This is a genomic window from Actinomadura sp. NBRC 104425 (assembly GCF_030269545.1).
In the GTDB taxonomy this organism is placed as follows: domain Bacteria; phylum Actinomycetota; class Actinomycetes; order Streptosporangiales; family Streptosporangiaceae; genus Spirillospora; species Spirillospora keratinilytica.
In genome coordinates this window covers 170,578-193,710 of the sequence record NZ_BSTN01000004.1, presented here as the reverse complement: position 1 = coordinate 193,710, position 23,133 = coordinate 170,578, and the positions used below count along the sequence as shown (strand labels likewise).

Sequence of the window (23,133 nt, the reverse complement as noted above, 5' to 3'; positions counted from 1 at the left end):
TCGCATGGCCGAGAACAACGACGCCGTACTCGCCGAGGTGAACGAGGGCGAAGGCGGGTGCCCGGTGGCGCACGAGCGCCTCCCCCACCCCACGCAGGGCGGCGGCAACCGCAACTGGTGGCCCAACCGGCTCAACCTGAAGATCCTTGCCAAGAACCCCGCCGTGGCCAACCCCCTCGGCGAGGACTTCGACTACGCCAAGGCGTTCGAGAGCCTCGACCTGGCCGCGGTCAAGCGGGACATCGCGGATGTGCTGACGACCTCGCAGGACTGGTGGCCGGCCGACTTCGGCCACTACGGTCCGTTCATCATCCGGATGGCGTGGCACAGCGCGGGCACCTACCGCATCGACGACGGCCGCGGCGGCGCCGGGTCCGGGCAGCAGCGCTTCGCGCCCCTCAACAGCTGGCCGGACAACGCCAACCTCGACAAGGCGCGCCGGCTGCTGTGGCCGGTGAAGAAGAAGTACGGCAAGAGCCTGTCGTGGGCCGACCTGCTGATCCTGGCCGGCAACGTCGCGCTGGAGTCGATGGGTCTGAAGACGTTCGGCTTCGCCGGCGGCCGCGTGGACGCCTGGGAGCCGGAGGAGGACGTCTACTGGGGCCCCGAGACCACCTGGCTCGGCGACGAGCGCTACAGCAGTGACCGCGAGCTCGAAAAGCCCCTGGGCGCGGTGCAGATGGGCCTCATCTACGTCAACCCGGAGGGGCCGAACGGCAACCCGGACCCGCTCGCCGCGGCCCGGGACATCCGCGAGACGTTCCGCCGCATGGCGATGAACGATGAGGAGACGGTCGCCCTGATCGCCGGCGGGCACACCTTCGGCAAGACGCACGGCGCGGCGCCCGCCGACAAGCACGTCGGGCCCGAGCCCGAGGCCGCGCCCCTGGAGCAGCAGGGCCTGGGCTGGAAGAACGGCTACGGCACCGGCAAGGGCAACGACACGATCACCAGCGGGCTGGAGGGCATCTGGACGCCCACCCCGACCAAGTGGGACAACAGCTTCTTCGAGACCCTGTTCGGCTACGAGTGGGAGCTGTTCAAGAGCCCGGCCGGGGCGTACCAGTGGAGGCCGAAGGACGGCGGCGGCGCCGGGACCGTCCCCGACCCCCACGACCCGTCGAAGAAGCACGCCCCGACGATGCTGACGACCGACCTCGCGCTGCGCTACGACCCGATCTACGAGCCGATCTCGCGGCGCTTCAAGGAGAACCCCGACGAGTTCGCCGACGCCTTCGCCCGGGCGTGGTTCAAGCTGACCCACCGCGACATGGGCCCCGTCACGCGCTACCTCGGCCCGGAGGTGCCGTCGGAGACGCTGCTGTGGCAGGACCCCATTCCGGAGGTGGACCACGAGCTGGTCGACGCGCAGGACATCGCCGCGCTCAAGCAGCAGGTCCTCGCCTCGGGCCTGTCGGTCTCCCAGCTGGTCGCCACCGCGTGGGCGGCGGCCTCGTCGTTCCGCGGCAGTGACAAGCGGGGCGGCGCCAACGGCGGCCGCATCCGCCTGGAACCGCAGCGCAACTGGGAGGTCAACGAGCCCGACGAGCTGGCCAAGGTGCTGCGCACCCTGGAGGGCGTCCAGGAGTCGTTCAACTCGGCCCAGACCGGCGGCAAGAAGATCTCGCTCGCCGACCTGATCGTGCTGGGCGGGTGCGCCGCGGTCGAGAAGGCCGCCAAGGACGCCGGCTTCGACATCGAGGTGCCGTTCACCCCGGGCCGGATGGACGCCTCGCAGGAGCAGACGGACGCCGAGTCGTTCGCCCCGCTGGAGCCGACCGCGGACGGCTTCCGCAACTACCTCGGCAAGGGCCACCGGCTGCCGGCCGAGTACCTGCTGATCGACAGGGCGAACCTGCTGACCCTGAGCGCGCCGGAGATGACCGTGCTGATCGGCGGCCTGCGGGTGCTGGGCGCGAACTACAAGCGCTCGCAGCTCGGCGTCTTCACCGACACGCCCGGGAAGCTGACCAACGACTTCTTCGTGAACCTGCTCGACCTGGGCACGACGTGGCGGCCGACGTCCGAGGACTCCGACACGTTCGAGGGCGTGGACGCCTCCACCGGCGAGGTCAAGTGGACCGGCAGCCGCGTCGACCTGGTCTTCGGGGCCAACGCGGAGCTGCGCGCGGTGGCGGAGGTCTACGCCAGCGACGACGCCAAGGAGAAGTTCGTGCGCGACTTCGTCAAGGCGTGGGACAAGGTGATGAACCTGGACCGGTTCGACCTCGCCCGCTAGCCGTCAGCCCCTGACGTCCAGGCCGGTCCGCACGGGCCGGCCTGGACGTCCGCTTTTCGGCGCGGACGCCGACCGGTGTCGCAGACGTGAGACGGGCGCCCGCGGGGTCAGCCGTTCCCGGCCTCGGAACGGCACCGCGGGCACAGCCCCCAGAACGTGACGTCGGCCTCGTCGACCAGGTATCCGGCGTCGTCCACCGGGTCCAGGCAGGGCGGATGCCCCACGACGCAGTCGACGTCCTTGACCGCGCCGCATTTGCGGCACACCAGGTGGTGGTGGTTGTCGCCCACGCGACCTTCGAAGCGGGCGGGGCTGCCGGCCGGTTCGATGCGGCGTACCAGCCCGGCCGCGGTGAGCGCGTGCAGGGCCTCGTACACGGCTTGAAGGGAGATGTGGCCTACGCGCTCGCGCACCCCGGAGGCGATCGCCTCGACACCGAGGTGGTCGCCGTCCCGGACGGTCTCCAGCAGCGCGACGCGGGCGGCCGTCACCCGCAGACCGGCACCGCGCAGCTCCTCGGCGGTGGTCGGGGTCTGGGATGCGGTCATGGCACCGAACCTGCCTTCATGAACACGAACGTTTCGAGACAACGAATGAAGCAAGTCTAGTCAAGAGACGGCATGCTTACAGTAAACTACACGCCTGCCTTTGTGCGTGAACACGGAGGGTAGCGCCCCTCCAGACCTTCACCGTCGGCGACGGGGCGCAGCGGCCCGCCTATGGCGTGAGCGAGACAGTCTTATAGCCAGGCGGGCAGCCGTCTACATCACAATGGCAACAGCCGCACCGTGCCCGCCCCACGGCCGGGCGGCACTCCGCCGTCGCCGCACCCCTTGCACACCGTCCCTGTAGGCGCATCGGCATCCATCGCGTCCTCCCGAGCGGACGCTTGGGCGCGTATCCCCCCGAGCACATCGGTAGCCGACCAGCCCGACCATGATCGAATACTCTGTGTTATCAAGTAGCTACTCATCGAAGTTGGTGAGATACACGAAGGAAAGGACCGAACATGACACGTTGCGCTCGGATCGTCCTGACGGCGGCGATGACGGCGATGACCATGGCCGGGCCGGCGAGCACGGCCACGGCGGCGGTCGCCTCGGGGCACGGCGGGCACGGCGGCATCAAGTGCAACAAGGTGCTCAGCGACCTGATCTCGGTGAACATTCCGATCCTGAGCCCGGGGTCGTCGGACATCTGCTGACCGGACGGCGCGGGGGACGAGCGTGCGGAGGAGCCGTCCCCCGCGCCGCCTTCCGGTGGAAGAACGGGGTGACGCTGTGACCCAACCGAGCGCGGGGTGGCCGCGGCTGAGGGTGGCGGACTGGTCCGAAACGCGGGACACCCTGCACATGTGGACGCAGATCGTCGGCAAGATCCGGCTGGCCCACGCGCCGATGGTCAACCACTGGTGGCAGGCCCCCCTGTACGTGACACCGCGGGGACTGAGCACCTCGGCCGTCCCCTGCGGCCACGGCGCCTTCGACATCGAGTTCGACTTCCTGGCCCACCGGCTGCACGTCCGCACCAGCGACGGAGGCGACCGGCAGGTGGCGCTGGAACCCAAGCCGGTGGCCCGGTTCTACACCGAGGTCATGCGGAGCTTGGACGAGCTGGGCGTGCCGACGCGCATCCGGGCCCGGCCGAACGAGGTGGAGCCGGCCATCCCGTTCGCCGAGGACGAGCGGCACGCCTCCTACGACCCGCACGCGGCGCAGCTGTTCTGGCGACAGCTGCTGCAGGCCCACCGGGTGATCAGCCGGTTCCGGTCCCGGTTCATCGGCAAGGTCAGCCCGGTGCACGTGTTCTGGGGCGCGCTCGACCTGGCCTGCACCAGGTTCTCCGGGCGGCGGGCCCCGCGGCACCCCGGCGGCGTCCCGAACTGCCCGGACTGGGTGATGGTGGAGGGCTATTCGCACGAGCTGTCCAGCTGCGGTTTCTGGCCCGGCGGAGCCGAGGAGGGCGCGTTCTACGCCTACGCCTATCCCGAGCCGGACGGTTTCGCCGACCGCCCCGTCGGCCCGGACGCGGCGTTCTACAGCCGGGAGAACGGCCAGTTCCTGCTTCCGTACGAGGCGGTGGCCACGGCGGCGGACCCGGACGGGGCGCTGACCGAGTTCCTGGAGACGACCTACGCGGCGGCCGCCGACCTGGGCGGCTGGGACCGCGCGGCGCTGGAGGCCGACCCGCACCGCTGGGACGACCACCGGTAGCAGCGGCGCCGCAGGTCCCGCGCGGTCAGCCGGGCGTCCCCGGCCGGCACATTCCCGGTGATGGCTCCGACCAGTGCGCGCTGTCCGCCCCGCATGTCTTCGACTCCGACGGCGAAGACCTCGTCGTCGGCCTTGTCGTCGGCCTCGTCGTCGGCCGCGTCGTCGTGACGGCCCCCGCTACGGGGGCCGTCGCGTTGCGGCAGGTCGGCGCCTGGCAGGGGCACCGGGGAGAGCTGACGCGGGGGCCGCGGGCGGCGCGGGCCGCTGCCCCGCGAGAATGGAAGCCGTCCGCGGGGTGTCCGCCGCGCGGAGCACGGCGGCGTCGGCTCCGGTGAGGTGAGAGATGGCGCGCAGGGCGGTTGTCGTCGGGGGCGGAATCGGCGGACTTGCGGCGGCGGTGGCCCTGAGCCGCCGCGGCTGGCAGGTGCGGGTCTGCGAGCGGGCGGCGGAGTTCACCGAGATCGGCGCCGGGATCAGCCTGTGGCCCAACGCGCTGCGGGCCCTGGCGGCGCTCGACCTGGCGGGCCGGGTCCGCGGCATCGGGGCGGTCGAGAGCGTTGGAGGCGTGCGCGACCGGTCGGGGCGCTGGCTGTCGCGGGTCGACAACACCGAGCTCGAACGCCGGTACGGGTTCCCCGTGCTGATGGTGCACCGCGCCGACCTGGTGGACGTCCTGGCGGACGCGCTGCCGCGGGAGGCGCTGCTGCCGTCCACCGCCGTGACCGGGATAGGCGCCGACGGTGACACGGTGGTGGTCGAGCACGGGGCCGGTGAGCTGCGGGCCGACCTGGTGGTCGGCGCAGACGGCCTGCGCAGCTCCGTGCGCCGCCTGCACTGGCCGGATGCCCGGGCGCCCCGGTACGCGGGGTTCACCGCCTGGCGGATGATCGCACCGCCGCTGCCCGAGCCGGTCGCAGGCGGCGGCGAGACGTGGGGACGCGGCGAACTGTTCGGCTTCACCGCGATGACGGGCGGCAGGACCTACTGCTTCGCCGCAGCGACGGTGCCGCCGGGCGGGGCCGCCCCGGACGGGGAGGCCGCGGAACTGCGGCGCCGGTTCGCGCAGTGGCCCGACCCCATCCCGCGGTTGCTCGACGCCGTGCCGGCGGACGGCGTGCTGCGGCACGACGTCTACGCCCTGCCGCCGCTGCCCGGCTACGCCAAGGGCCGGGTCGCCCTGCTCGGCGACGCGGCCCACGCGATGGCGCCGAACCTGGGGCAGGGCGCCTGCCAGGCCCTGGAGGACGCCGTCGTGCTGGCCGCCTGCCTCGACCAGGCCGCCGACATCGAGTCCGCGCTGGTCCGCTACGACCGGCTGCGCAGACCCCGCACCCGGCGCATAGCGCGCCGCTCCGCGCGGATGGCGGCGCTGACCCTGGCGAAGTGGCCGCCGGCCGCGGCGGCGCGGGACCTGGGCGCGCGGCTCGCGCCCGGTGCGGCGGCCGTGCGCGCCATGGCGCCCGTCCTCGCCTGGCGGCCGTGACGGCGGCGCCCGTCCGGTCAGGTCTTGAGCGGGTCGTGCCCCCAGTTCATCAAAGAGTGCCGCCAGCGGGTGTCGCGGACGTCGGCGTCGGGGCGCTGCGCCAGGTGCCGGCGGATGTAGCCGACGACCTTGCGCATGTGCGCGTAGTCGTCGGCGGACAGGTCGCGGGCGTTGGTCCGCAGCAGCGCGACGATCCGGCGGCCCGACTCGTGGCCCGTGGACTCGCCGCCTCCCGGATGCTGCCCGGCCGCCTTGGACTCCTCGGTATCGAGCCAGCGTTCCAGCTCGGCGGGGGTGAGGTTGACCAGTTCGTGGAACAGGCTCGCGATCTGCTCGTCGTCCTCGCCCGGCACGGTCTCAGTCCTCCTTCTCCAGCACACCGGGCTTGTGCACGGCCCTGCCACCGGACTTGTCGCTGCGGACCTCGTACTGCGGCTCGTCCGGCGACGCCGCGACCGTCCGGCCGGCCGCCTCGGTCCGTTCGGTGATCTCGCGCTCGACCTCGCCGCGGGCCTCGCCGCCGTGGCTGCGCCAGGAGACCCGGTCGCCCTTGCGCAGCCTGTCGCCCTTGGCCATGGTGCCCTCCCGGGTTCCCGGTTTCGCCTGTCCGGGTCCCATACCCCCAGGTCAGGAGGGAACGCACCGGCGGCGGACGGCCGCGGCACAACCCGCCAACGGCGGCCTTATATCTTCGTGAACTCCCCGCAACACCCCCGAGGTTCGCATAAGGTTCCGCAGGTGCTGATTTTGAATGGACGGGCAGGTGACCGCGATACGACGTCGGCTGCGGGCGGACGCCGCGGCCGGGTCACCGGGGTGCTGGGGCTCGGCCTCCTCGGGGTCGGCGCGGCGGTGTTCGCCGCAGGCATGGCGGCGGGGCCGTCCGGGCTGGTGGCGCGCTGGGGTCCCGACGGCCCGTTCCTGCACTGGGCGGCCGAGCCGTCCCGCAGCACGGTCACCGCGGTGAGCCGCGGCGCCGCCGTCTGCGCCGGGCTCGGCGTCGTGCTGGTGCTGTGGGCGCTGCGGCGGGGATGGAACGGCATCCGCCCCCGGGTGCTGCTGCCGGCGGGAGCGCTCACCGCGGTCCTGTTCGCCCTGCTGCCGCCGTCCGGTTCCATCGACATCCTCAACTACGCCGTCTACGGCCGCATCACCGACCTCGGGCTCGACCCGTATGTGATGACGCCGAACGAGCTGCATCACACCGGCGACCCGGTGGGGCTGCTGCGGCCCCGGGCATGGGCGAAGCAGCCGACGGTGTACGGGCCGGTCGCCACCGCCGCGCACGCCCTGGCCGCCCATCTCGGCGGCGCGTCCATGGGCTGGATCGTCTTCTGGCTGAAGGTCATCCACCTCATGGCGTTCCTGGCGACCGCGGTGATGATCGACCGGCTCAGCGGCCCCGAGCCGACCGCCCGCGTCCGGGCGGCGGTGCTGTGGACGGCCAATCCGCTGGCGCTGTTCTGGATGGTCGCCAGCGGCCACGTCGACGTGCTGGCGGTGGCGCTGCTGACCGGCGCCGTCTTCCTGCTCGCCAGGCGGGCGCGCACCGGCAGGGCCGAGCTGGTGCACGGCCTGGCCGCGGGCGCCCTGGCCGGAGCCGCGGTCGCCGCCAAGGTGACGTTCCTGTTCCCGGTGCTCGGGCTGGCGGCGGCGTGCCTGCGGCGGCCCCGGACGCTCGCGGCCGGCGCGCTCGGCGCCGCCGCCACCGTCGCGATCGGCTACCTCGCCGCCGGGCGCACGGCGATCGCGTCGCTGACCCAGCGGATGGCCCACGACAGCGACCTGTTCCTGCCGATCCCCGAGCCGCTGCGGGATCGTTCCACCGTCTACAGCGCGACGATCCTGCTGGGCACCCTGGCGACCGCCGCCGTGCTCTGGTGGCGGCTGCACCGCGACACCTCCCCCGCCGCCGGGCGGGACCGGCCGCTGGACGTGCGTCCGCTGATCGCGTTCGCGATCGCCTGCGTGGTGATGTCGCCCGTCCAGTACCCCTGGTACGACGCGGCCTTCCTGCCGCTGCTGGCCCTGCTGCCGCTCACGCGTTTCGACGAGGCTCTGGTGGTGCGCGGCGCGGTGCTCAGCGTCGTGCTCCTGCCGGGCATCGGCACCGCCCCCTCCCAGTACGAGGCGGCGCGCGTCGCCGTCCTGCTCTTCTCGGCCGCCCTGGTGCTCGTGTGCCTGTTCACCGTCAGGGCGCGCACCCCCGCCCCCGCAGGCCGCGCAGCCGGAACGGGGACGCGCGGTTGGCAGGCGCACAGGGGGTAGGGGTCGTGGCGACGGCATGAGAGCCGCCGGGTCTCGACCGGCCGGACGCCGGAAGCCTCCGGCGGCGGAGAGAATCGGGGTACGGCCATGCCAGGCAACAAGGGCGTCGTGTACGTCAAGCCGGGGCAGGTGGAAGTGCACGCCACCGAGTACCCGACGTTCGAGCTGAAGGACGGGCCCGGCGTCAATCCGGCCAACGTGGGCCGCAAGACGCCGCACGGGGCGATCGTCAAGTGCGTCGCGACCAACGTCTGCGGCAGCGACCAGCACATGGTGCGCGGCCGCACCACCGCGCCGGCGGGGCTGGTGCTCGGCCACGAGATCACCGGCGAGGTCGTCGAGACCGGGCCGGACGTCGAGTTCATCAAGGTCGGCGACCTGTGCTCGGTGCCCTTCAACATCTCCTGCGGCAGGTGCCGCAACTGCAAGGAGGGCAAGACGGGGATCTGCCTCCACGTCAACCCCGACCAGCCCGGGTCGGCGTACGGGTACGTCGACATGGGCGGGTGGGTCGGCGGCCAGGCCGAGTACGTGCTGGTCCCCTACGCCGACTGGAACCTGCTGAAGTTCCCCGACCGGGACCAGGCCATGGAGAAGATCCTGGACCTGGCGATGCTGGCGGACATCTTCCCGACCGGCTACCACGGCTGCGTCACCGCCGGCGTCACCACCGGTTCGACGGTCTACATCGCCGGCGCCGGGCCGGTCGGGCTGGCCGCGGCCACGTCCGCCCTGCTGCTGGGCGCCGCCGCGGTCATCGTCGGCGACCTGAACGAGGAGCGGCTCGCCCAGGCGCGCCGCTTCGGCTGCGAGACGGTGGACGTCTCGCGCGGCGATCCGCGGGACCGGATCGAGCAGATCCTGGGGGCGCCGGAGGTCGACTGCGGTGTCGACGCGGTCGGGTTCGAGGCGCGCGGGCACGGCGCCGAGGCGCAGGCGGAGCGCCCGGCGGCCGTGCTGAACACGCTGATGGAGATCGTCCGGGCGGGCGGCGCCGTGGGCATTCCCGGCCTGTACGTCACCGGCGACCCGGGGGCGTCCGACGAGGCCGCCAAGGTCGGGTCGCTGTCCATCCGGCTGGGGCTGGGCTGGGCCAAGTCGCTGTCCTTCGCCACCGGCCAGTGCCCGGTGATGCGCTACCACCGCCGGCTGATGACGGCGATCCTGCACGACCGCGTGTCGATCGCCGAGAACGTCAACGCGACGGTGATACCGCTGGACCGGGCGCCCGAGGGGTACCAGGAGTTCGACCGGGGCGCCGCGCGCAAGTACGTCCTCGACCCGCACGGACTGCTCGCCGACGCGGCCTGAGGCGACCCGCGCTTCGGGCAACACGGACACCGCGGGTCTTACTAGGATGCATCCCGTGAACGGAGATCAAGACGGCCGGGATGGGCATCCTTCCAGCGACGTGGAACCGACGGCGCCCATCAGGCCGCCGGCCGCGGGACTGGTCGACGAGGACGACCTGCCCCCGGAGGCGGCCCCGGCGGGCGTGATCCCCGAGGAGCGCGCAGGCCGGCACTGCGTGTACTGCGGACGGCCGGTGCCGGCCGGGGCGGGCCCGGACGCCCTGTTCTGCGGCGACGCCCACCGCGTCGCCTACACCGGGGAGGCGGCGGCCCGCGACGACGAGGCCGCGCCGGTCCGGGCGCTGGCCCAGGACGTCGACCGGCTGGCGGCGCTGGTGACCCAGCTCGCCGACACCGCCGCCGTGCTGGGCGATCGGCTGGACGACGAGGTGCGCGGTGTCATCGGCCGGGCCGAGGAGGCGCTGGCCGAGGCGCGCAGCGCCCGGCGGGCGGCCGCCGAGGCCGACGACCGCGCCGAGCTGGCCGAGGCCCGCGCCGAGGCGGCCCGGCAGGAGGCCGCCGACGCGATCGAGGAGCTGCGCGCGGGCATGGCGGCCGCGAAGGCGAGCGTCACCGCCGCCCAGAACAGCGAGGCCAACGCGTGGAAGGAGGCCGGCGCCGCGCAGCAGGCCCGGGCCGCCGCCGCGAACGAGGCCGCGCACGCCGAGGGGCTGCGCAAACGCGCCGAGGCGGCGTGGAACACCGAGCGGCAGGCCCGCGCCCAGCTCGAGAGCGAACGCGACGACCTGCTGGCGCAGCTGGCCACCGAGCAGAGCGCGCTGGCCATGGCGCGCACCGAGCTGGAGGAGGCGCGCGCCGAGGCCGACGACGCGTTCGCCCGGCTCGAGGCGGCCGCCAAGACCGAACGGGATCTGCGGGCCGAGCTGGCCGCCGCGCACAGCGACATCCAGCGGCTGACCGTCGAGCTGGACGCCGCCGCAGCCCGCGCCGCCGAGCAGGCCGCGCGCGCCGACCGCGCCGAGCAGCTCGCCGACGACGCCATCGCCCGCCTCGACGACGCGCAGGCCCGCGCCGACCGCGCCGAGCAGCGCGTGGACGCCGCCGTCGACCGCGCCGACCGGGACGCCGCCGCCCTGCGCGCCCTGCAGGACACCCTGCGGTCGGCGCTGGACCTGCCCTCGGTGGAGGACCTCGGCGACGACCAGGGGGTCCGGTTCGGCGGGCCCGGCGAGGCGGGCGCGGTGCTCGCGCTGCCCGGCGGCCTGATCGGACTGGACGGCGTGCCCGACGTCCTGGACGGCGAGACGGCGGCGCGGTTCGCGCGGGCGGTCCTGGCCGTGCGCGTCCACCAGGCCACGCGGCGCTCCCACCCGGACGACGACGCGCCCGCCGCCCAAGACGGCGATCAAAAGGACGGCGGCGGGGAGGCCTGACCTTCCGCGCCGCCGCGGGCCCACAGGCGGCGGTAGAGGCCGTCGCTGCGCAGCAGGTCGCGGTGCGTGCCGCGCTGCACGATCCGCCCGCGGTCGAGCACGGCGATCTCGTCCACGGCGTCCAGGCCGGCCAGGTCGTGAGTGATCAGCAGGGTGGTCCGGCCGCGGGTGACGCGCAGCAGGTCGGCGGTCAGGGCCGCGCGGGCCGCCGGGTCCAGGTGGGCGGTCGGTTCGTCGAGCACCAGCAGCGCCGGGTCGGCCAGCAGCGCGCGGGCCAGGGCCAGCCGCTGCCGTTCGCCGCCGGACAGGCGGGCGCCGTGCACGCCGACCGGGGTGTCCCAGCCCTGGGGAAGGGAGTGGATCCACGGCAGCAGGCGGGCGGCGTCGGCGGCCGCGGCGAGCTCGTCGTCGCTCGCGCCGGGGCGCGCCAGCCGCAGGTTCTCCCGCAGGGTGCTGTCGAAGACGTGCGGGTGCTGCGGGCAGCCGCCGATCACCCGGCGCACGTCGTCGGCGGCGTAGTCGGCCAGGTCGCGGCCGTTGACGGTGACCTGCCCGCGCTGGGCGTCGACGAAGCGCAGCAGCAGCGCCGCGACGGTGCTCTTGCCCGCGCCGCTGGGGCCGACCAGGGCGACGCGGCGGCCGGGCTCCAGGTCGAGGTCGACGCCGTCCAGCGCCCAGGGCTCGTCCGGCCCGTACCGGACGCTGACTCCGCGCAGCCGCACGGTGACCGGGGGTTCGGGCGGCGGCAGCGGGCGGGACGGCTCGCGCACGGGGTCGGGGGCGTCCAGCACGCGCATGATCCGGCGGGCGGACGAGCCGGTCTCGGCCAGCCGCGCCGCCGCCGCGGGCAGCGGTGCCACGGCCTCGAACGCGGCCAGCGCGGTGAGGGCGAGCACGGCCAGCGGGACCCGTCCCAGGTCGCCGTCCTCGACGGCCGCCACGCCCAGCAGCAGCACCGCCCACACGGTCAGGCCAGTGACGGCGGTGCCGAGCCCGGCGCCGAGCGCCAGCGCGAACGCGTTGCGCCGGGTCTGCCGGGTGAGCTCGCGGTCGGCGGCGGCGAGGGAGGCGATCGCCCGGTCCCGGGCGCCGAAGGCGATCAGGTCCGGGGCTCCGGACAGGGCGTCGACGACGCTCGTGGCGAGGCGTCCCCTGGCGGCCGCGGCGCGGTGCGCGGCGCGGCGGGTGACCAGCACCGAGCACAGGGGGACCAGCACGCCCGCGACCAGCAGCCCGGCGGCCAGCGCCCCGGCCGCCGGGGCCAGCAGGAACGCGCAGGCGGCGACGGCCGCGCCGCCCGCCAGCGCGGCGGCCGCGGGCGGGACGACGCCGCGGACGAACACGTCCTGGGTGTCGTCGACGTCGGAGACCAGCCGGGCGAGCAGGTCGCCGGAGCGCAGCTCGCGCAGCCCGGCGGGGGCGATGCGGGCGAGCGCCCGGTAGACCCGCACGCGGACGTCGCCCAGCACCCGGAACGCCACGTCGTGCGAGGCCAGCCGCTCGACGTAGCGCAGGACGCCGCGGCTGACGCCGAGGGCGCGCACGGCCACGACGGCGATGGTGAGCGCGGTGACGCCGGGATGTTCGGCGGCGCGGGCGATGAGGAATCCGGACACGCCCAGCAGCGCGATCCCGGCCGCGGTGGTGGCGGCCCCGGCCAGGACGGCGACCAGCAGCCGTGCGCGCAGCGGCCGGGCGAGGCCCAGCAGGCGCGGCAGCGGGGCGCGGCGCGCGGCCGACGGCACGGCGGTCATGACGCCACCGCCATGACCGCCGCCGTCTCCGGCGGCGCGTCCGGCCGCGCCGACGGCGGGCGGCGGATGGTGAGCCGTCCGCCGTCGATCTCGGCGACCCGGTCGGCGAGCCGGGTCCAGGCGTGGTCGTGGGTGACCAGCACGACCGTGCGTCCCTCCATGAGGCGTTCGACGGCGGTGCGGACGCCTTCGGCGCTCTCGCCGTCGAGGTGGGCGGTGGGTTCGTCGAGCAGCAGCAGCGGCGCGTCCCGCAGGAACGCGCGGGCCAGCGCGATGCGCTGCCGCTGCCCGCTCGACAGGCGCGCGCCGCGTTCGCCGACCGGGGTGTCGTACCCCTGGGGGAGGTCCCGGACGAACTCGTCGGCCCCGGCGAGGCGGGCGGCGCGCCGCACGGCGCGGTCGGACGCGCCGGGGTCGCCGAGCCGGATGTTGTCGGCCACGCTTCCGGCGAACAGGTAGGGGTCCTGCGGCACCCAGGCGATGCGTTCGCGCCACCGCTCGGCGGGGATGTCCTCGAAGCCGGTGTGCCCTTCGGCGGGCTGGACGAAGCGCAGCAGCACGGCGAGCAAGGTGCTCTTGCCCGCGCCGCTGGGCCCGACGACCACGAGCCGCTCCCCCGGCGCCACCTCCAGGGACACCTCCGACAGCGCAGGGCGGTCCCGTCCGGGATGGCGCACCGTCACCCGGTCCAGGCGCAGGCGCCCGCCGTCCTGTCCGCCATCCCGTCCGGCGGCGTCACCGGCGGCGGTGTCCTCCGGCACACCGCTTTCCAAGACCTCGAACACCCGCCCGGCGGCGGTGACGCCCTCCATGCTGGCGTGGAACTGGGCGCCCACGTTGCGCAGCGGCAGGTACGCCTCGGGGGCCAGCAGCAGCACCAGCAGCGCCGTCTCGTACGGCATGCCGCCGCCCAGCAGGCGCAGCCCGATCTCGACCGCGACCAGCGCCACCGCCAGCGTGGACAGCAGCTCCAGCACCAGCGCCGACAGGAACGCCACCCGCAGCGTGCGCATGGTGGCCCGCCGGTGCGCACCGGTCACCTCGCGGATCACCGCCGCCTGGGCCTTGGCGCGGCCGAACACCTTGAGCGTCGGCAGCCCCTCCACCACGTCGAGGAAGTGGCCGCCCAGCCGTTCCAGCAGCGTCCACTGCCGCTCGGTGCGGGCCCGGGTGTGCAGGCCGACCAGGACCATGAACACCGGGATCAGCGGCAGGGTGGCCGCGATGACGCCGGCCGACGGCAGGTCGGCACCGCCCACCACGGCGAGCACGGCGACCGGCGTCAGGAAGGCCAGCACGAGCTGCGGCAGGTACCGCGCGAAGTAGGGGTCCAGCGCGTCCAGCCCGCGGGTGGCCAGCGTCGCCAGCTCGCCCGGCTGCCGCGAGGGGTCCGGGGCGCTGCGCAGGACGTGGCTCACCAGCCGCAGCCGCAGCTGCGCCTTGACCGCGGCGGCCGCGCGCAGGGCCAGCGCCTCCCCGCCGTAGGCGGCCAGGGCGCGCCCGGCCGCCACGGCGAGCAGGAGCAGGAGCGCGGGGGTGAGGTCCGCGGCGCCCTGCCCGTCGAACGCCCCGGCCAGGATGCGGGCGAGCAGCACGGCCTGGGCCAGGACGAGCCCCGTCGCGACCAGGCCCAGCGCCACCGTGCCGACGAGGAAGGCGCGGGCGGCGCGGGCGTGGTGCAGCAGGCGCGGGTCGAGCGGCGGTCTCACCGTGCCGCCTCTGCTCCGGGTGCCGCCCCGGCTCCGGGGGTCGGCTCGGCGGGGGCGACGGCCTGCCGGGTGAGGCGGCGCCGGAACACCCAGTACGTCCACGCCTGGTAACCCAGGACGACCGGCGTGAAGACCACCGCGACCCAGGTCATGACCTCGAGCGTGTACGGGGACGAGGCGGCGTTGTGCACGGTGAGGCTGTGGGCGGTGTCGGTGGTGGACGGCATGACGTTCGGCCACAGGTCGCCGAACAGCGTCGCGACCGTCGCCGCGATCGCCACGGCGGTGCCGGTGAACGCCCAGCCCTCCCGGCCGCGCAGCCCGGCCGCGATCCCGCCGAGCAGCGCGACCGCGGCGACGGCGGCGGTGACCCACGTCAGCGGCTTGCCCTGGATGATCTGGGTGACGGCCAGGAACGCGGCGGCGAGCACGGCGACCGGCGCGGCCAGCCGCGTCAGCAGGGCCCGGGCGCGCCAGCGCACCTCGCCGTCGGTCTTGAGGGCCAGGAACACCGCGCCGTGCAGCGTGAACACCGCCAGCGTGGTGAGCCCGCCGAGCAGCGCGTACGGGTTGAGCAGGGTGAGCAGGTTTCCGGTGAAGTGGTGGTTTGCGTCGATCGGGACGCCGCGGACGATGTTGGCGAACGCCACGCCCCACAGGAAGGCCGGGACGAGCGAGCCCCAGAAGACGGCGCGGTCCCAGTTGCGCCGCCAGCGCTCGGCCTCGGGGCCGGACGCCGGGCCCTTGCCGCGGTACTCGAACGCCACGCCCCGCACGATCAGCGCGACCAGGATCAGCAGCAGCGGCAGGTAGAAGCCGCTGAACAGGGTGGCGTACCACTCGGGAAAGGCGGCGAAGGTGGCGCCGCCGGCGACCAGCAGCCACACCTCGTTGCCGTCCCACACCGGCCCGATGCTGTTGATCATGACGCGGCGGTCGGTGTCGGCGTGGGCGCCGCCGTCGGCGGCGCCGCGGCGCGGCGCAAGCACCGGCAGCAGCACGCCGACGCCGAAGTCGAACCCCTCCAGGACGAAGTAGCCGGTCCACAGCACGGCGATCAGCGTGAACCAGACGGTGGTCAGTTCCATGAGCGTCTCCGGGAGTGCGGCTCGCTACAGGCTGCGCGAGCTCAGTAGGAGAAGGCGGGCACGGGCTCGTCGGCGGCGGGCGCCTGGTCCTGCGGCGGCGGTCCCTTGCGGGCGTGGCGGGCCATCAGCGCCACCGCCACCACCGCCAGCACCGCGTACAGCACCGTGAACACCGTGAGGGAGGCGACCACCTCCCCGGTGGACACGTCGGGCGAGACGCCGTCGCGTGTGCGCATCAGGCCCATCACCACCCATGGCTGGCGGCCCATCTCGGTGAAGATCCAGCCCATGGTGTTGCCCAGGAAGGGCAGCGCGATCCCCGCCAGCGCGGCGCGGTGGAACCAGGGCCCGCTCGGCAGCCGTCCGCGCCGGGTCAGCCACAGCCCGGCGACGGCCAGCAGCCCGGCCAGGAACCCGAATCCGATCATCAGGCGGAACGTCCAGTAGGTGACGGGGACGACCGGCGTGTAGCTGCCGGGCCCGTAGCGCTGCTCGTACGCCCGCTGCACGTCGTTGACGCCCTCGACGGTGCCGTCCGGCTCGCCGGTGGCCATGAACGACAGCACGTGCGGCACGCGCAGGCTCCACAGCTCCTCGCCGCCGTCCAGCGAGCCGATGGTGAACAGGGAGAAGGAGGCGGGCGCGGAGGTCTCGTACAGCGCCTCGGCGGCGGCCATCTTCATCGGCTGCTGCTCGGTCATCACGCGCGCCTGCAGGTCGCCCGACACGGTCACGCCGATGGCCGCGACCAGCGAGACCACCAGGCCGGCGCGCGTGGCGCGGCGGAACAGCGGCACCTCGCGCCGCCGCGCCAGGTGCCAGGCGCCCACCCCGGCGACGAACAGGCCGCCGGTGAGCAGCGCCGCGAAGATCACGTGGGGGAAGGTCACCAGCGCGGTGGAGTTGGTGAGCACCTGCCAGATGCTGGTCAGCTCGGCCCGACCGGTCTCGGGGTCGATCCGGTAGCCGACCGGGTGCTGCATCCAGGAGTTGGCGGCCAGGATGAAGTACGCCGACAGCATGGTGCCGATCGAGGCCAACCAGATGGTGGCCAGGTGCAGCCGGGGCGGCAGCCGGTCCCAACCGAAGATCCACAGGCCCAGGAAGGTGGACTCCAGGAAGAACGCCAGCAGTCCCTCCATGGCCAGCGGCGCGCCGAACACGTCGCCGACGAACCGCGAGTAGTCCGACCAGTTCATGCCGAACTGGAACTCCTGCACGATGCCGGTGACCACGCCCATCGCGAAGTTGATCAGGAACAGCTTCCCGAAGAACCTGGTCATGCGCAGGTAGAGCGGGTTCTTCGTGCGGTGCCAGGCGGTCTGCATGCCGGCCACCAGGGCCGACAGGCCGATGGTCAGCGGCACGAAGATGAAGTGGTAGACGGTGGTGATCCCGAACTGCCATCGGGACAGATCCAAGGCATTCAACGTCGTTGTCTTTCCTCGGGTCGGGGGTGCGCCACGGGGTTGCGGCGCGGGGGTCGTGGGCCGGTGTCAAGGACAGGCGGCGGTGACAGCGGCGGGAAGGCCGGTTCAGGTCTCGTCGACGATGACGGAGTCGACCGAGCGGCGCACGGTGACCAGTTCCGGGCCGACGGGCTCGCCGAGCCGCATCAACACCTGCGGGTGCAGCCCGTGGCAGAAGCGGGACCGGATGAACGCCCGCAGCTCCGGCACCTCCAGCGGCTGGGTGTGGAAGGCGGCGGCCAGCCCGTCCCCGGCGGCGCGCAGCAGGACGCGTTGCAGCGCCTGCCCGGCCCGCAGCCAGTCGGCCGGCCCGTCCCCGGCCGTGACGAGCATCAGCACCACCCCGGTCACCGGCTGCCGCCCATCCTCCTCCGGGCAGGCCGCCTCGGGCGGCACGCCCCAGCCGAAGCCGCGCGCGAAGTCGCGGCCGGGGAAGTACGGCTCGGTGCGCGGCTCCTGGCGCGGGTACGCCTCGTGGTGGACGCCCTCCTGCCGGGTGTTGCCGGGGGCGGGCGCCCAGCGGGCCGCCTCGGCGGCGCACGCGGGGTCGAGCCGCTGCACGTGCTCGGCGACCTGCGTCAGCGCCGCGAGCGCGCCCTTGGTGTGCGGCTCGACGGCCTGGATGAGGCGCGCCCCCTCCGCTTCGGCGTCCCAGCGCAGCGTCGACAGCAGGCCGGGCCGCACCGGGGTCGGGCGGAACCCGCCCCGGTGGGTGTGCCGGCGGCGCACGTGCGCCACCAGGTGGTCGGGGTCCTCGCGGTCGGCGGACGGCTCGCCGGGGAGCACGTCCGCGAGCAGGTGCGGCCGGTCGGGGTCGGGCAGCAGCCTGACCTTCGGGGCGTAGCCCAGCCCGCGCAGCGCGATCCGCAGGGTGAGCAGCGCCGCCCCGCAGCTGATCAGCATCTCGCGGCCGTCCGGGTCGGCCGCGGCCAGCCGCCGGTCCGGGTCGGCGCGCAGGCTGACGCGGTCGCCGCGCAGGGCGAACGTCCACGGCTGGGTGTTGTGCAGCGACGGCGCCCACACCGCCGCCTCGATGGCCTGCCGCACGTCGAGGGCGAGCCTTCGGTCCGGCGGCACGGTGGTGCCGGACGGCCGCGTAGGGTTCATGATGCCGCTCCTGATCACAGCTTTCCCGCTGACTTCAGCGCACCACTGGGCCCGTCGCCCCCGACAGGGACCAAGGTCCATTCCGCGGCGGCCCTACGGCGGTTCCCGCCCGGACCCGGGTGAAACCGGGATCGCCCCGTCACCTCGGAAAACGCTTTCGAGGCCGACCGCCGCACCCCACCGCTTGCGTCCGCTTGCGCAAGGAACCGCCTTCGCTTGCGCGAGTCTGTCGTATGCTTGCGCAATGAGTCAGTCAGGGGAGTCCGCGCGGACTCGGCGGCTCGCCGAGGTCGCGAAGAAGGTCGGGGTCAGCGAGGCGACGGTCAGCCGGGTGCTGAACGGCCGGCCGGGGGTGTCGGAGGCCACCCGGGCGGCGGTGCTCACCGCGCTCGACGTGCTGGGCTACGAGCGACCCACGCAGCTGCGCGGAGAGCGGGCCCGCCTGGTGGGCCTGGTGCTGCCGGAGCTGGGCAACCCGATCTTCCCGGCGCTGGCCGAAGTGATCGGAGGCGCGCTGGCCCAGCGGGGGTTCACGCCCGTGCTGTGCACCCGGACTGCGGGCGGGCTGTCGGAGGCCGACTACGTCAACATGCTCGTCGACCAGCAGGTGTCGGGCATGGTGTTCGCGGGCGGGCACTACGCCGAGCTCGACTCCCCGCACGAGCACTACCTGCGGCTGATGGAGCTGGGGCTGCCCGTGGTGCTGGTGAACGCGTGCGTGCCGGAGCTGGCGTTCCCCCGGGTGTCCACCGACGACGCGGTCGCCGTCGAGCAGGCCTACACGCATCTGACCTCGCTGGGGCACGAGCGCATCGCGCTGCTGCTGGGGCCCGAGGACCACGTCCCCTCGCAGCGCAAGCTGGCGGCGTTCCGGGCGATCGCGGGCGAGGTGCCCGACGAGGCGGTGCAGCACGCGATGTTCTCGCTGGAGGGCGGGCACTCGGTCACCACGCGGATCATCGCGGCCGGATTCACGGCGGTGATCTGCGCGAGCGACGTGCTGGCGCTGGGCGCGGTGCGGGCGGTGCGCCGGGCCGGGCTGTCGGCCCCCGAGGACCTGTCGGTGGTCGGGTTCGACGACTCGGCGTTCATCAACTGCACGCACCCGCCGCTCACCACGGTCCGCCAGCCGATCGAGGCGATGGGCAGGGCCGCGGTCGCCATGCTGGTGAACCAGATGGAACGCGGCTCGGTGCCCGCCGAGGAGCTGCTCTACGAGCCCGAGCTGGTGGTCCGCGGGTCGACCGCGCCGCCGAGGCGCGCCGACGCCGGCTGACCGCCCCGCGCCACCGCCCGAGCCGCCGCACAGACCGCCGCGGAAGCCGCCGCCCGCACGGGCGGCGGCTTCCGTGGTTCCGGGCACACATCCAACTTGCAAAGTCGTTGTCGAGTTTTGCGTTCACGAATGGGTCCCACCGATATCGCGTATGGCGCACTCTGCGCCGAAGCCAGGCGCCCGGCTCCACCAGGGACACCTGTCCGATCGGCAGGGTAGGACCCGCCTTCCGCAGGGTTCCGCCGGCCCTCCCGCCCCGTGTAGCGCTCCGCGACGCGATCCCCTCAGCGCGATTCGTGCGGCTCCTGCGGCTTCCGCGGTTCGCGCGGCTCGGTGTCCGCGTGCGGATGGTGGAGGTCGAGCGCCGGCCGCTCGGACCGGATGCGCGGGATGGCGTTGAAGTTGTGCCGTGGGGGCGGGCAGGAGGTGGCCCACTCCAGCGATCCGCCGTAGCCCCACGGGTCGTCCACCGTGACCTTCGGTGCCGACCTGGCGGTGCGGTAGACGTTCCACAGGAACGGCAGCGTGGAGACGCCCAGCAGAAAGGCTCCGGCCGTGGACAGGGCGTTGAGGGTGGTGAACTCGGCGGGGTAGTCGGCGAACCGCCGCGGCATGCCCTGGACGCCGAGCCAGTGCTGGACCAGGAAGGTGCCGTGGAAGCCGAGGAACAGGGTCCAGAAGTGCACCTTGGCCCAGCCCTCGTGCAGCATCTTCCCGGTCATCTTCGGCCACCAGAAATAGAACCCGGCGAACATGGCGAACACCACGGTGCCGAACAGCGTGTAGTGGAAGTGGGCGACGACGAAATAGGAGTCGCTGACGTGGAAGTCGATGGGCGGGGAGGCCAGCAGCACCCCGGTCAGCCCGCCGAACAGGAACGTCACGAGGAAACCGACGGCGAACAGCATCGGCGCCTCGAAGGTCAGGTTCCCGCGCCACATCGTGCCGATCCAGTTGAAGAACTTGATCCCGGTGGGCACGGCGATCAGGAACGTCATGAACGAGAAGAAGGGCAGCAGCACCTGGCCGGTGGTGAACATGTGGTGCGCCCACACGCTCATCGACAGCCCGGCGATCGCCAGGGTGGCGGCCACCATGCCCACATAGCCGAAGACGGGTTTGCGGCTGAACACCGGGATGATCTCGGAGATGATCCCGAAGAACGGGAGCGCGATCACGTACACCTCCGGATGCCCGAAGAACCAGAACAGGTGCTGCCAGATCAGCACGCCGCCGGTCTCGGGGTCGAAGATGTGGGAGCCGAACTTGCGGTCGGACTCCAGCGCCAGCAGCGTCGCCGCCAGCACCGGGAAGATCGCGAGCACCAGCACGCTGGTCAGCAGCACGTTCCAGGTGAAGATCGGCATCCGGAACATCGTCATGCCCGGCGCCCGCAGGCACAGGATGGTGGTGATGAAGTTGACGGCCGAAAGGATCGTGCCGAAACCGCCCATCGTGAGGCCCAGGATGCCCATGTCGGAGCCGATGCCGGGGCTGTGCACGGCGTCCGACAGCGGCGGATACATGTACCAGCCGAAACTGGCCGCGCCGCCCGGGGTGAGAAAGGACGCGGCCGCGATCAGCCCGCCGAACAGGAACAGCCAGTAGCTCAGCATGTTCAGCCGCGGAAAGGCCACGTCCGGGGCGCCGATCTGCAGCGGCATCACCACGTTGGCGAACCCGGTGAACAACGGCGTCGCGAAGAGCAGCAGCATGATCAGGCCGTGCATGGTGAACGCCTGGTTGTACTGCTCGTTGGAGAGGAACTGGCTTCCCGGATGCGCCAGCTCGGCGCGGACGACCAGGGCCAGGACGCCGCCGATGAGAAAGAAGGCGAAGGAGGTGATCAGGTAGAGGTAGCCGATCACCTTGTGGTCGGTCGACGACAGCCAGGAGACCAGAAGGGTTCCTTTGCGCGTCGCGGGCCTGTCGGCCGTTTCCGCCGGCAGGGCGGGGATGGACGTCATGCGGCAACTCCATGACTCGGAGGACGGGCCCGTACATCTCAGATGATCAGTGCGCAACGCGGCCAGGGACTAACGGCTCCGCCGCGTGGGACCTTCGCCCCGCGCCGTCCGGAGCAGCTCCCCCTGCGGAGCCGCCCGCACCGCGGGGAGCGGTTCGCTTACAAGGTTTCCGCAAGAAGTGAACGCTTGCTTGCGTGGAACGCGTGCGTGTCGGAGCCGGCGTTCCCGCGGGTGTCCACCGACGACGCGGTCGCCGTCGAGCAGGCCTCCGTCGTCCAGATACACATCCCAATTGCGATCATGCTGTCGAGTTTTTGCGCTAAAAAATTCGGGTCTTGCGCTGTGATGTAGGTCTCTGTATCTTCCTCGCAATCCCCCGAGGAGGAGACCCCCGATGAGACTCCGTCCAGTGGCGGTGCTGCTGTCCGCGGCGCTCGCCGTCACCGGCACCGCGTGCGGTGCCAAGTCCAGCAGGCAGGACGACCGCGGGGCCGCCGCGTCGGCGGGGCCGCTCGATCCGAACACGAAGGTGACGATCACGGTGGGCTGTCAGCCCCCGAAGACGGCCAAGGCCGAGCGGGCCGTCTGGGACGCCGACGTCAAGGCGTTCCAGGCCAGGTACCCGAACATCACGATCGTCAGCAAGGACGCCTTCCCCTGCATCGTCCCGGAGACGTTCCAGGCCAAGCTGGCCGGCGGGCAGATGGAGGACGTCTACTACGTCTACTACACCGACGCCCAGAAGATCATCCAGAACCGGCAGGCCGCCGACATCACCCCCTACATCGGCGCCCTCAAGCGGCTCAAGGACGTCAACCCGCAGTTCGTCAAGGCGCTGCAGGACGGCAAGGGCCGCGTCTACGGCGTGCCCCGCAAGGGCTACACCATGGGGCTGGTCTACAACCGCAAGCTGTTCGCCCGGGCCGGGCTCGACCCGGACAAGCCGCCCACGACCTGGGCCGAGGTCCGCGAGGCGGCCAAGAAGATCACCGCGCTGGGCCCCGGGTACGTCGGGTACGGCGAGTACAGCGCGGGCAACACCGGCGGCTGGCACTTCACCGCCGAGCTCTACGGGCGGGGCGGCGACGTCGTCACGCCCGACGGCAGGAAGGCCGCATTCAACGGCCCCGCCGGGCGGGCCGTCCTGCAGACGCTCAAGGACATGCGCTGGACCGACGGGTCCATGGGGACCAAGCAGCTGCTGCGCTGGGAGGACCTCATGCGCATGATGGGCAGCGGCAAGCTCGGCATGATGGTCGGCGCGCCCGACGTGGCCGTCGAGACCTTCCTCAACTTCGGCGCCAAGATCGAGGACATCGGCGTCACCACGCTGCCGGAGGCCAAGGCGTCCCTGCTCGGCGGCGACGCCTACATGATCAACCCGAAGGCGACCCCGGACCAGATCAAGGCCGCCATGCTGTGGCTGGACTTCCGCAACCTCACGCCGGGGCAGGGCCAGTTCGACTACCGGCGGTTCAAGGCCGACGGCCGCCCGGTCGGCGTACCGGAGAACCTGCTGTGGGGCACGGGCGCCAGCGGCTCGCAGGAGCGCGCGCTGCGGCGGCAGTACGCCACCGTGCCCGTGGACAACTTCGCCCCGTACGAGAGCGGGTCGCCCGCCGTCACGCCCAAGGTCGAGCCGCCGAACGCGCAGGCGATCTACGCGATCCTCGACGGGGTCATGTCGGCCGTCCTGACCAGGAAGGACGCCAACATCGACCAGCTGCTGGCCGACGCCGAGAAGAAGGTCAACGCCCTGCTGGCCCGCAGCAACTGACGCCCTCCCGGGGGCGCCGCCCGGCGCCCCCGGGCCC

19 protein-coding genes are annotated in these 23,133 nt (G+C 73.2%); 9 read left to right on the top strand and 10 right to left on the bottom strand.

The window, feature by feature from the left end:
- The first annotated feature begins 4 nt into the window (after positions 1-4).
- Positions 5-2,239, top strand: coding sequence for a catalase/peroxidase HPI (gene katG / locus QSK22_RS08715; RefSeq protein ID WP_285493504.1), 2,235 nt, complete (start codon positions 5-7; stop codon positions 2,237-2,239).
- Positions 2,240-2,346: 107 nt separating this feature from the next.
- Here katG and QSK22_RS08710 read toward each other — a convergent pair whose 3' ends face one another.
- Positions 2,347-2,787 (bottom strand): Fur family transcriptional regulator, encoded by a 441-nt coding sequence (locus QSK22_RS08710; protein ID WP_285493503.1) that lies wholly within the window; start codon positions 2,785-2,787, stop codon positions 2,347-2,349.
- Between the two features lie 461 nt (positions 2,788-3,248).
- Between QSK22_RS08710 and QSK22_RS08705 the strand changes: the two genes are divergently transcribed.
- The gene (locus QSK22_RS08705; protein ID WP_285493502.1) at positions 3,249-3,443 is read left to right on the top strand and encodes a hypothetical protein; all 195 of its coding nucleotides are present in this window, start codon (positions 3,249-3,251) and stop codon (positions 3,441-3,443) included.
- A gap of 76 nt (positions 3,444-3,519) precedes the next feature.
- Entirely contained in the window at positions 3,520-4,452 is a 933-nt protein-coding gene (locus tag QSK22_RS08700; protein WP_285493501.1) for a DUF5996 family protein, read from the top strand.
- Here the strand turns inward: QSK22_RS08700 and QSK22_RS08695 are convergent.
- Positions 4,371-4,676, bottom strand: coding sequence for a hypothetical protein (locus QSK22_RS08695; protein ID WP_285493500.1), 306 nt, complete (start codon positions 4,674-4,676; stop codon positions 4,371-4,373). The genes QSK22_RS08700 and QSK22_RS08695 overlap by 82 nt on opposite strands.
- A 119-nt stretch (positions 4,677-4,795) precedes the next feature.
- Here QSK22_RS08695 and QSK22_RS08690 point away from each other — a divergent pair, with 119 nt between their 5' ends.
- Positions 4,796-5,935 (top strand): FAD-dependent monooxygenase, encoded by a 1,140-nt coding sequence (locus tag QSK22_RS08690; RefSeq protein WP_285493499.1) that lies wholly within the window; start codon positions 4,796-4,798, stop codon positions 5,933-5,935.
- A 17-nt stretch (positions 5,936-5,952) separates the two neighbouring features.
- Here QSK22_RS08690 and QSK22_RS08685 read toward each other — a convergent pair whose 3' ends face one another.
- Positions 5,953-6,288 (bottom strand): DUF3140 domain-containing protein, encoded by a 336-nt coding sequence (locus tag QSK22_RS08685; protein WP_285493498.1) that lies wholly within the window; start codon positions 6,286-6,288, stop codon positions 5,953-5,955.
- Between the two features lie 4 nt (positions 6,289-6,292).
- Positions 6,293-6,511 carry a hypervirulence associated TUDOR domain-containing protein gene (locus tag QSK22_RS08680; RefSeq protein ID WP_285493497.1) on the bottom strand — a complete coding sequence of 73 codons (219 nt, stop codon included), beginning with the start codon at positions 6,509-6,511 and terminating at the stop codon, positions 6,293-6,295.
- 162 nt (positions 6,512-6,673) lie between these two features.
- On the opposite strand from QSK22_RS08680, the gene QSK22_RS08675 reads away from it, so the two are divergent.
- The 3 genes from QSK22_RS08675 to QSK22_RS08665 all read left to right on the top strand — a co-directional run bounded on the left by QSK22_RS08675 (position 6,674) and on the right by QSK22_RS08665 (position 10,949).
- Positions 6,674-8,203 (top strand): MptA/MptB family glycosyltransferase, encoded by a 1,530-nt coding sequence (locus QSK22_RS08675; RefSeq protein WP_285493496.1) that lies wholly within the window; start codon positions 6,674-6,676, stop codon positions 8,201-8,203.
- An 87-nt stretch (positions 8,204-8,290) separates the two neighbouring features.
- Positions 8,291-9,514, top strand: coding sequence for a formaldehyde dehydrogenase, glutathione-independent (gene fdhA, locus QSK22_RS08670; protein ID WP_285493495.1), 1,224 nt, complete (start codon positions 8,291-8,293; stop codon positions 9,512-9,514).
- A gap of 55 nt (positions 9,515-9,569) precedes the next feature.
- The gene (locus QSK22_RS08665) at positions 9,570-10,949 is read left to right on the top strand and encodes a coiled-coil domain-containing protein (RefSeq protein ID WP_285493494.1); all 1,380 of its coding nucleotides are present in this window, start codon (positions 9,570-9,572) and stop codon (positions 10,947-10,949) included.
- Here QSK22_RS08665 and cydC read toward each other — a convergent pair.
- The 5 genes from cydC to QSK22_RS08640 form a co-directional block, all read right to left on the bottom strand.
- On the bottom strand, positions 10,922-12,703 hold the full coding sequence (gene cydC, locus QSK22_RS08660; RefSeq protein ID WP_285493493.1) for a thiol reductant ABC exporter subunit CydC: 1,782 nt from the start codon (positions 12,701-12,703) through the stop codon (positions 10,922-10,924). The two genes, QSK22_RS08665 and cydC, sit on opposite strands and share 28 nt — an antisense overlap.
- Positions 12,700-14,412 carry a thiol reductant ABC exporter subunit CydD gene (gene cydD, locus QSK22_RS08655; protein ID WP_285493492.1) on the bottom strand — a complete coding sequence of 571 codons (1,713 nt, stop codon included), beginning with the start codon at positions 14,410-14,412 and terminating at the stop codon, positions 12,700-12,702. Before cydD ends, cydC begins: the two co-directional genes overlap by 4 nt.
- Entirely contained in the window at positions 14,409-15,500 is a 1,092-nt protein-coding gene (gene cydB, locus QSK22_RS08650) for a cytochrome d ubiquinol oxidase subunit II (protein WP_285493491.1), read from the bottom strand. The genes cydD and cydB overlap by 4 nt, the downstream gene beginning before the upstream one ends.
- A gap of 41 nt (positions 15,501-15,541) precedes the next feature.
- On the bottom strand, positions 15,542-16,930 hold the full coding sequence (locus QSK22_RS08645) for a cytochrome ubiquinol oxidase subunit I (protein ID WP_285493490.1): 1,389 nt from the start codon (positions 16,928-16,930) through the stop codon (positions 15,542-15,544).
- Between the two features lie 105 nt (positions 16,931-17,035).
- Positions 17,036-18,076: an Acg family FMN-binding oxidoreductase gene (locus QSK22_RS08640; protein ID WP_285493489.1), complete on the bottom strand. Its 1,041-nt coding sequence runs from the start codon at positions 18,074-18,076 to the stop codon at positions 17,036-17,038.
- A 244-nt stretch (positions 18,077-18,320) separates the two neighbouring features.
- On the opposite strand from QSK22_RS08640, the gene QSK22_RS08635 reads away from it, so the two are divergent.
- Positions 18,321-19,352 carry a LacI family DNA-binding transcriptional regulator gene (locus QSK22_RS08635; protein ID WP_285493488.1) on the top strand — a complete coding sequence of 344 codons (1,032 nt, stop codon included), beginning with the start codon at positions 18,321-18,323 and terminating at the stop codon, positions 19,350-19,352.
- Between the two features lie 284 nt (positions 19,353-19,636).
- On the opposite strand, the gene ctaD is transcribed toward QSK22_RS08635, so the two are convergent.
- Positions 19,637-21,319, bottom strand: a complete 1,683-nt coding sequence (gene ctaD, locus QSK22_RS08630) for an aa3-type cytochrome oxidase subunit I (protein WP_285493487.1) — start codon at positions 21,317-21,319, stop codon at positions 19,637-19,639.
- A 394-nt stretch (positions 21,320-21,713) separates the two neighbouring features.
- On the opposite strand from ctaD, the gene QSK22_RS08625 reads away from it, so the two are divergent.
- On the top strand, positions 21,714-23,096 hold the full coding sequence (locus tag QSK22_RS08625) for an ABC transporter substrate-binding protein (RefSeq protein ID WP_285493486.1): 1,383 nt from the start codon (positions 21,714-21,716) through the stop codon (positions 23,094-23,096).
- Positions 23,097-23,133 lie beyond the last annotated feature (37 nt).

Excerpts from the sequence above, each read along its gene's own strand:
- katG (WP_285493504.1), top strand. The coding sequence starts at position 5 with ATGGCCGAGAACAACGACGCCGTACTCGCCGAGGTGAACGAGGGCGAA.
- QSK22_RS08710 (WP_285493503.1), bottom strand. The coding sequence starts at position 2,787 with ATGACCGCATCCCAGACCCCGACCACCGCCGAGGAGCTGCGCGGTGCC.
- QSK22_RS08705 (WP_285493502.1), top strand. The coding sequence starts at position 3,249 with ATGACACGTTGCGCTCGGATCGTCCTGACGGCGGCGATGACGGCGATG.
- QSK22_RS08690 (WP_285493499.1), top strand. The coding sequence starts at position 4,796 with ATGGCGCGCAGGGCGGTTGTCGTCGGGGGCGGAATCGGCGGACTTGCG.
- QSK22_RS08680 (WP_285493497.1), bottom strand. The coding sequence starts at position 6,511 with ATGGCCAAGGGCGACAGGCTGCGCAAGGGCGACCGGGTCTCCTGGCGC.
- fdhA (WP_285493495.1), top strand. The coding sequence starts at position 8,291 with ATGCCAGGCAACAAGGGCGTCGTGTACGTCAAGCCGGGGCAGGTGGAA.
- cydC (WP_285493493.1), bottom strand. The coding sequence starts at position 12,703 with ATGACCGCCGTGCCGTCGGCCGCGCGCCGCGCCCCGCTGCCGCGCCTG.
- cydB (WP_285493491.1), bottom strand. The coding sequence starts at position 15,500 with ATGGAACTGACCACCGTCTGGTTCACGCTGATCGCCGTGCTGTGGACC.
- QSK22_RS08640 (WP_285493489.1), bottom strand. The coding sequence starts at position 18,076 with ATGAACCCTACGCGGCCGTCCGGCACCACCGTGCCGCCGGACCGAAGG.
- QSK22_RS08635 (WP_285493488.1), top strand. The coding sequence starts at position 18,321 with ATGAGTCAGTCAGGGGAGTCCGCGCGGACTCGGCGGCTCGCCGAGGTC.
- ctaD (WP_285493487.1), bottom strand. The coding sequence starts at position 21,319 with ATGACGTCCATCCCCGCCCTGCCGGCGGAAACGGCCGACAGGCCCGCG.
- QSK22_RS08625 (WP_285493486.1), top strand. The coding sequence starts at position 21,714 with ATGAGACTCCGTCCAGTGGCGGTGCTGCTGTCCGCGGCGCTCGCCGTC.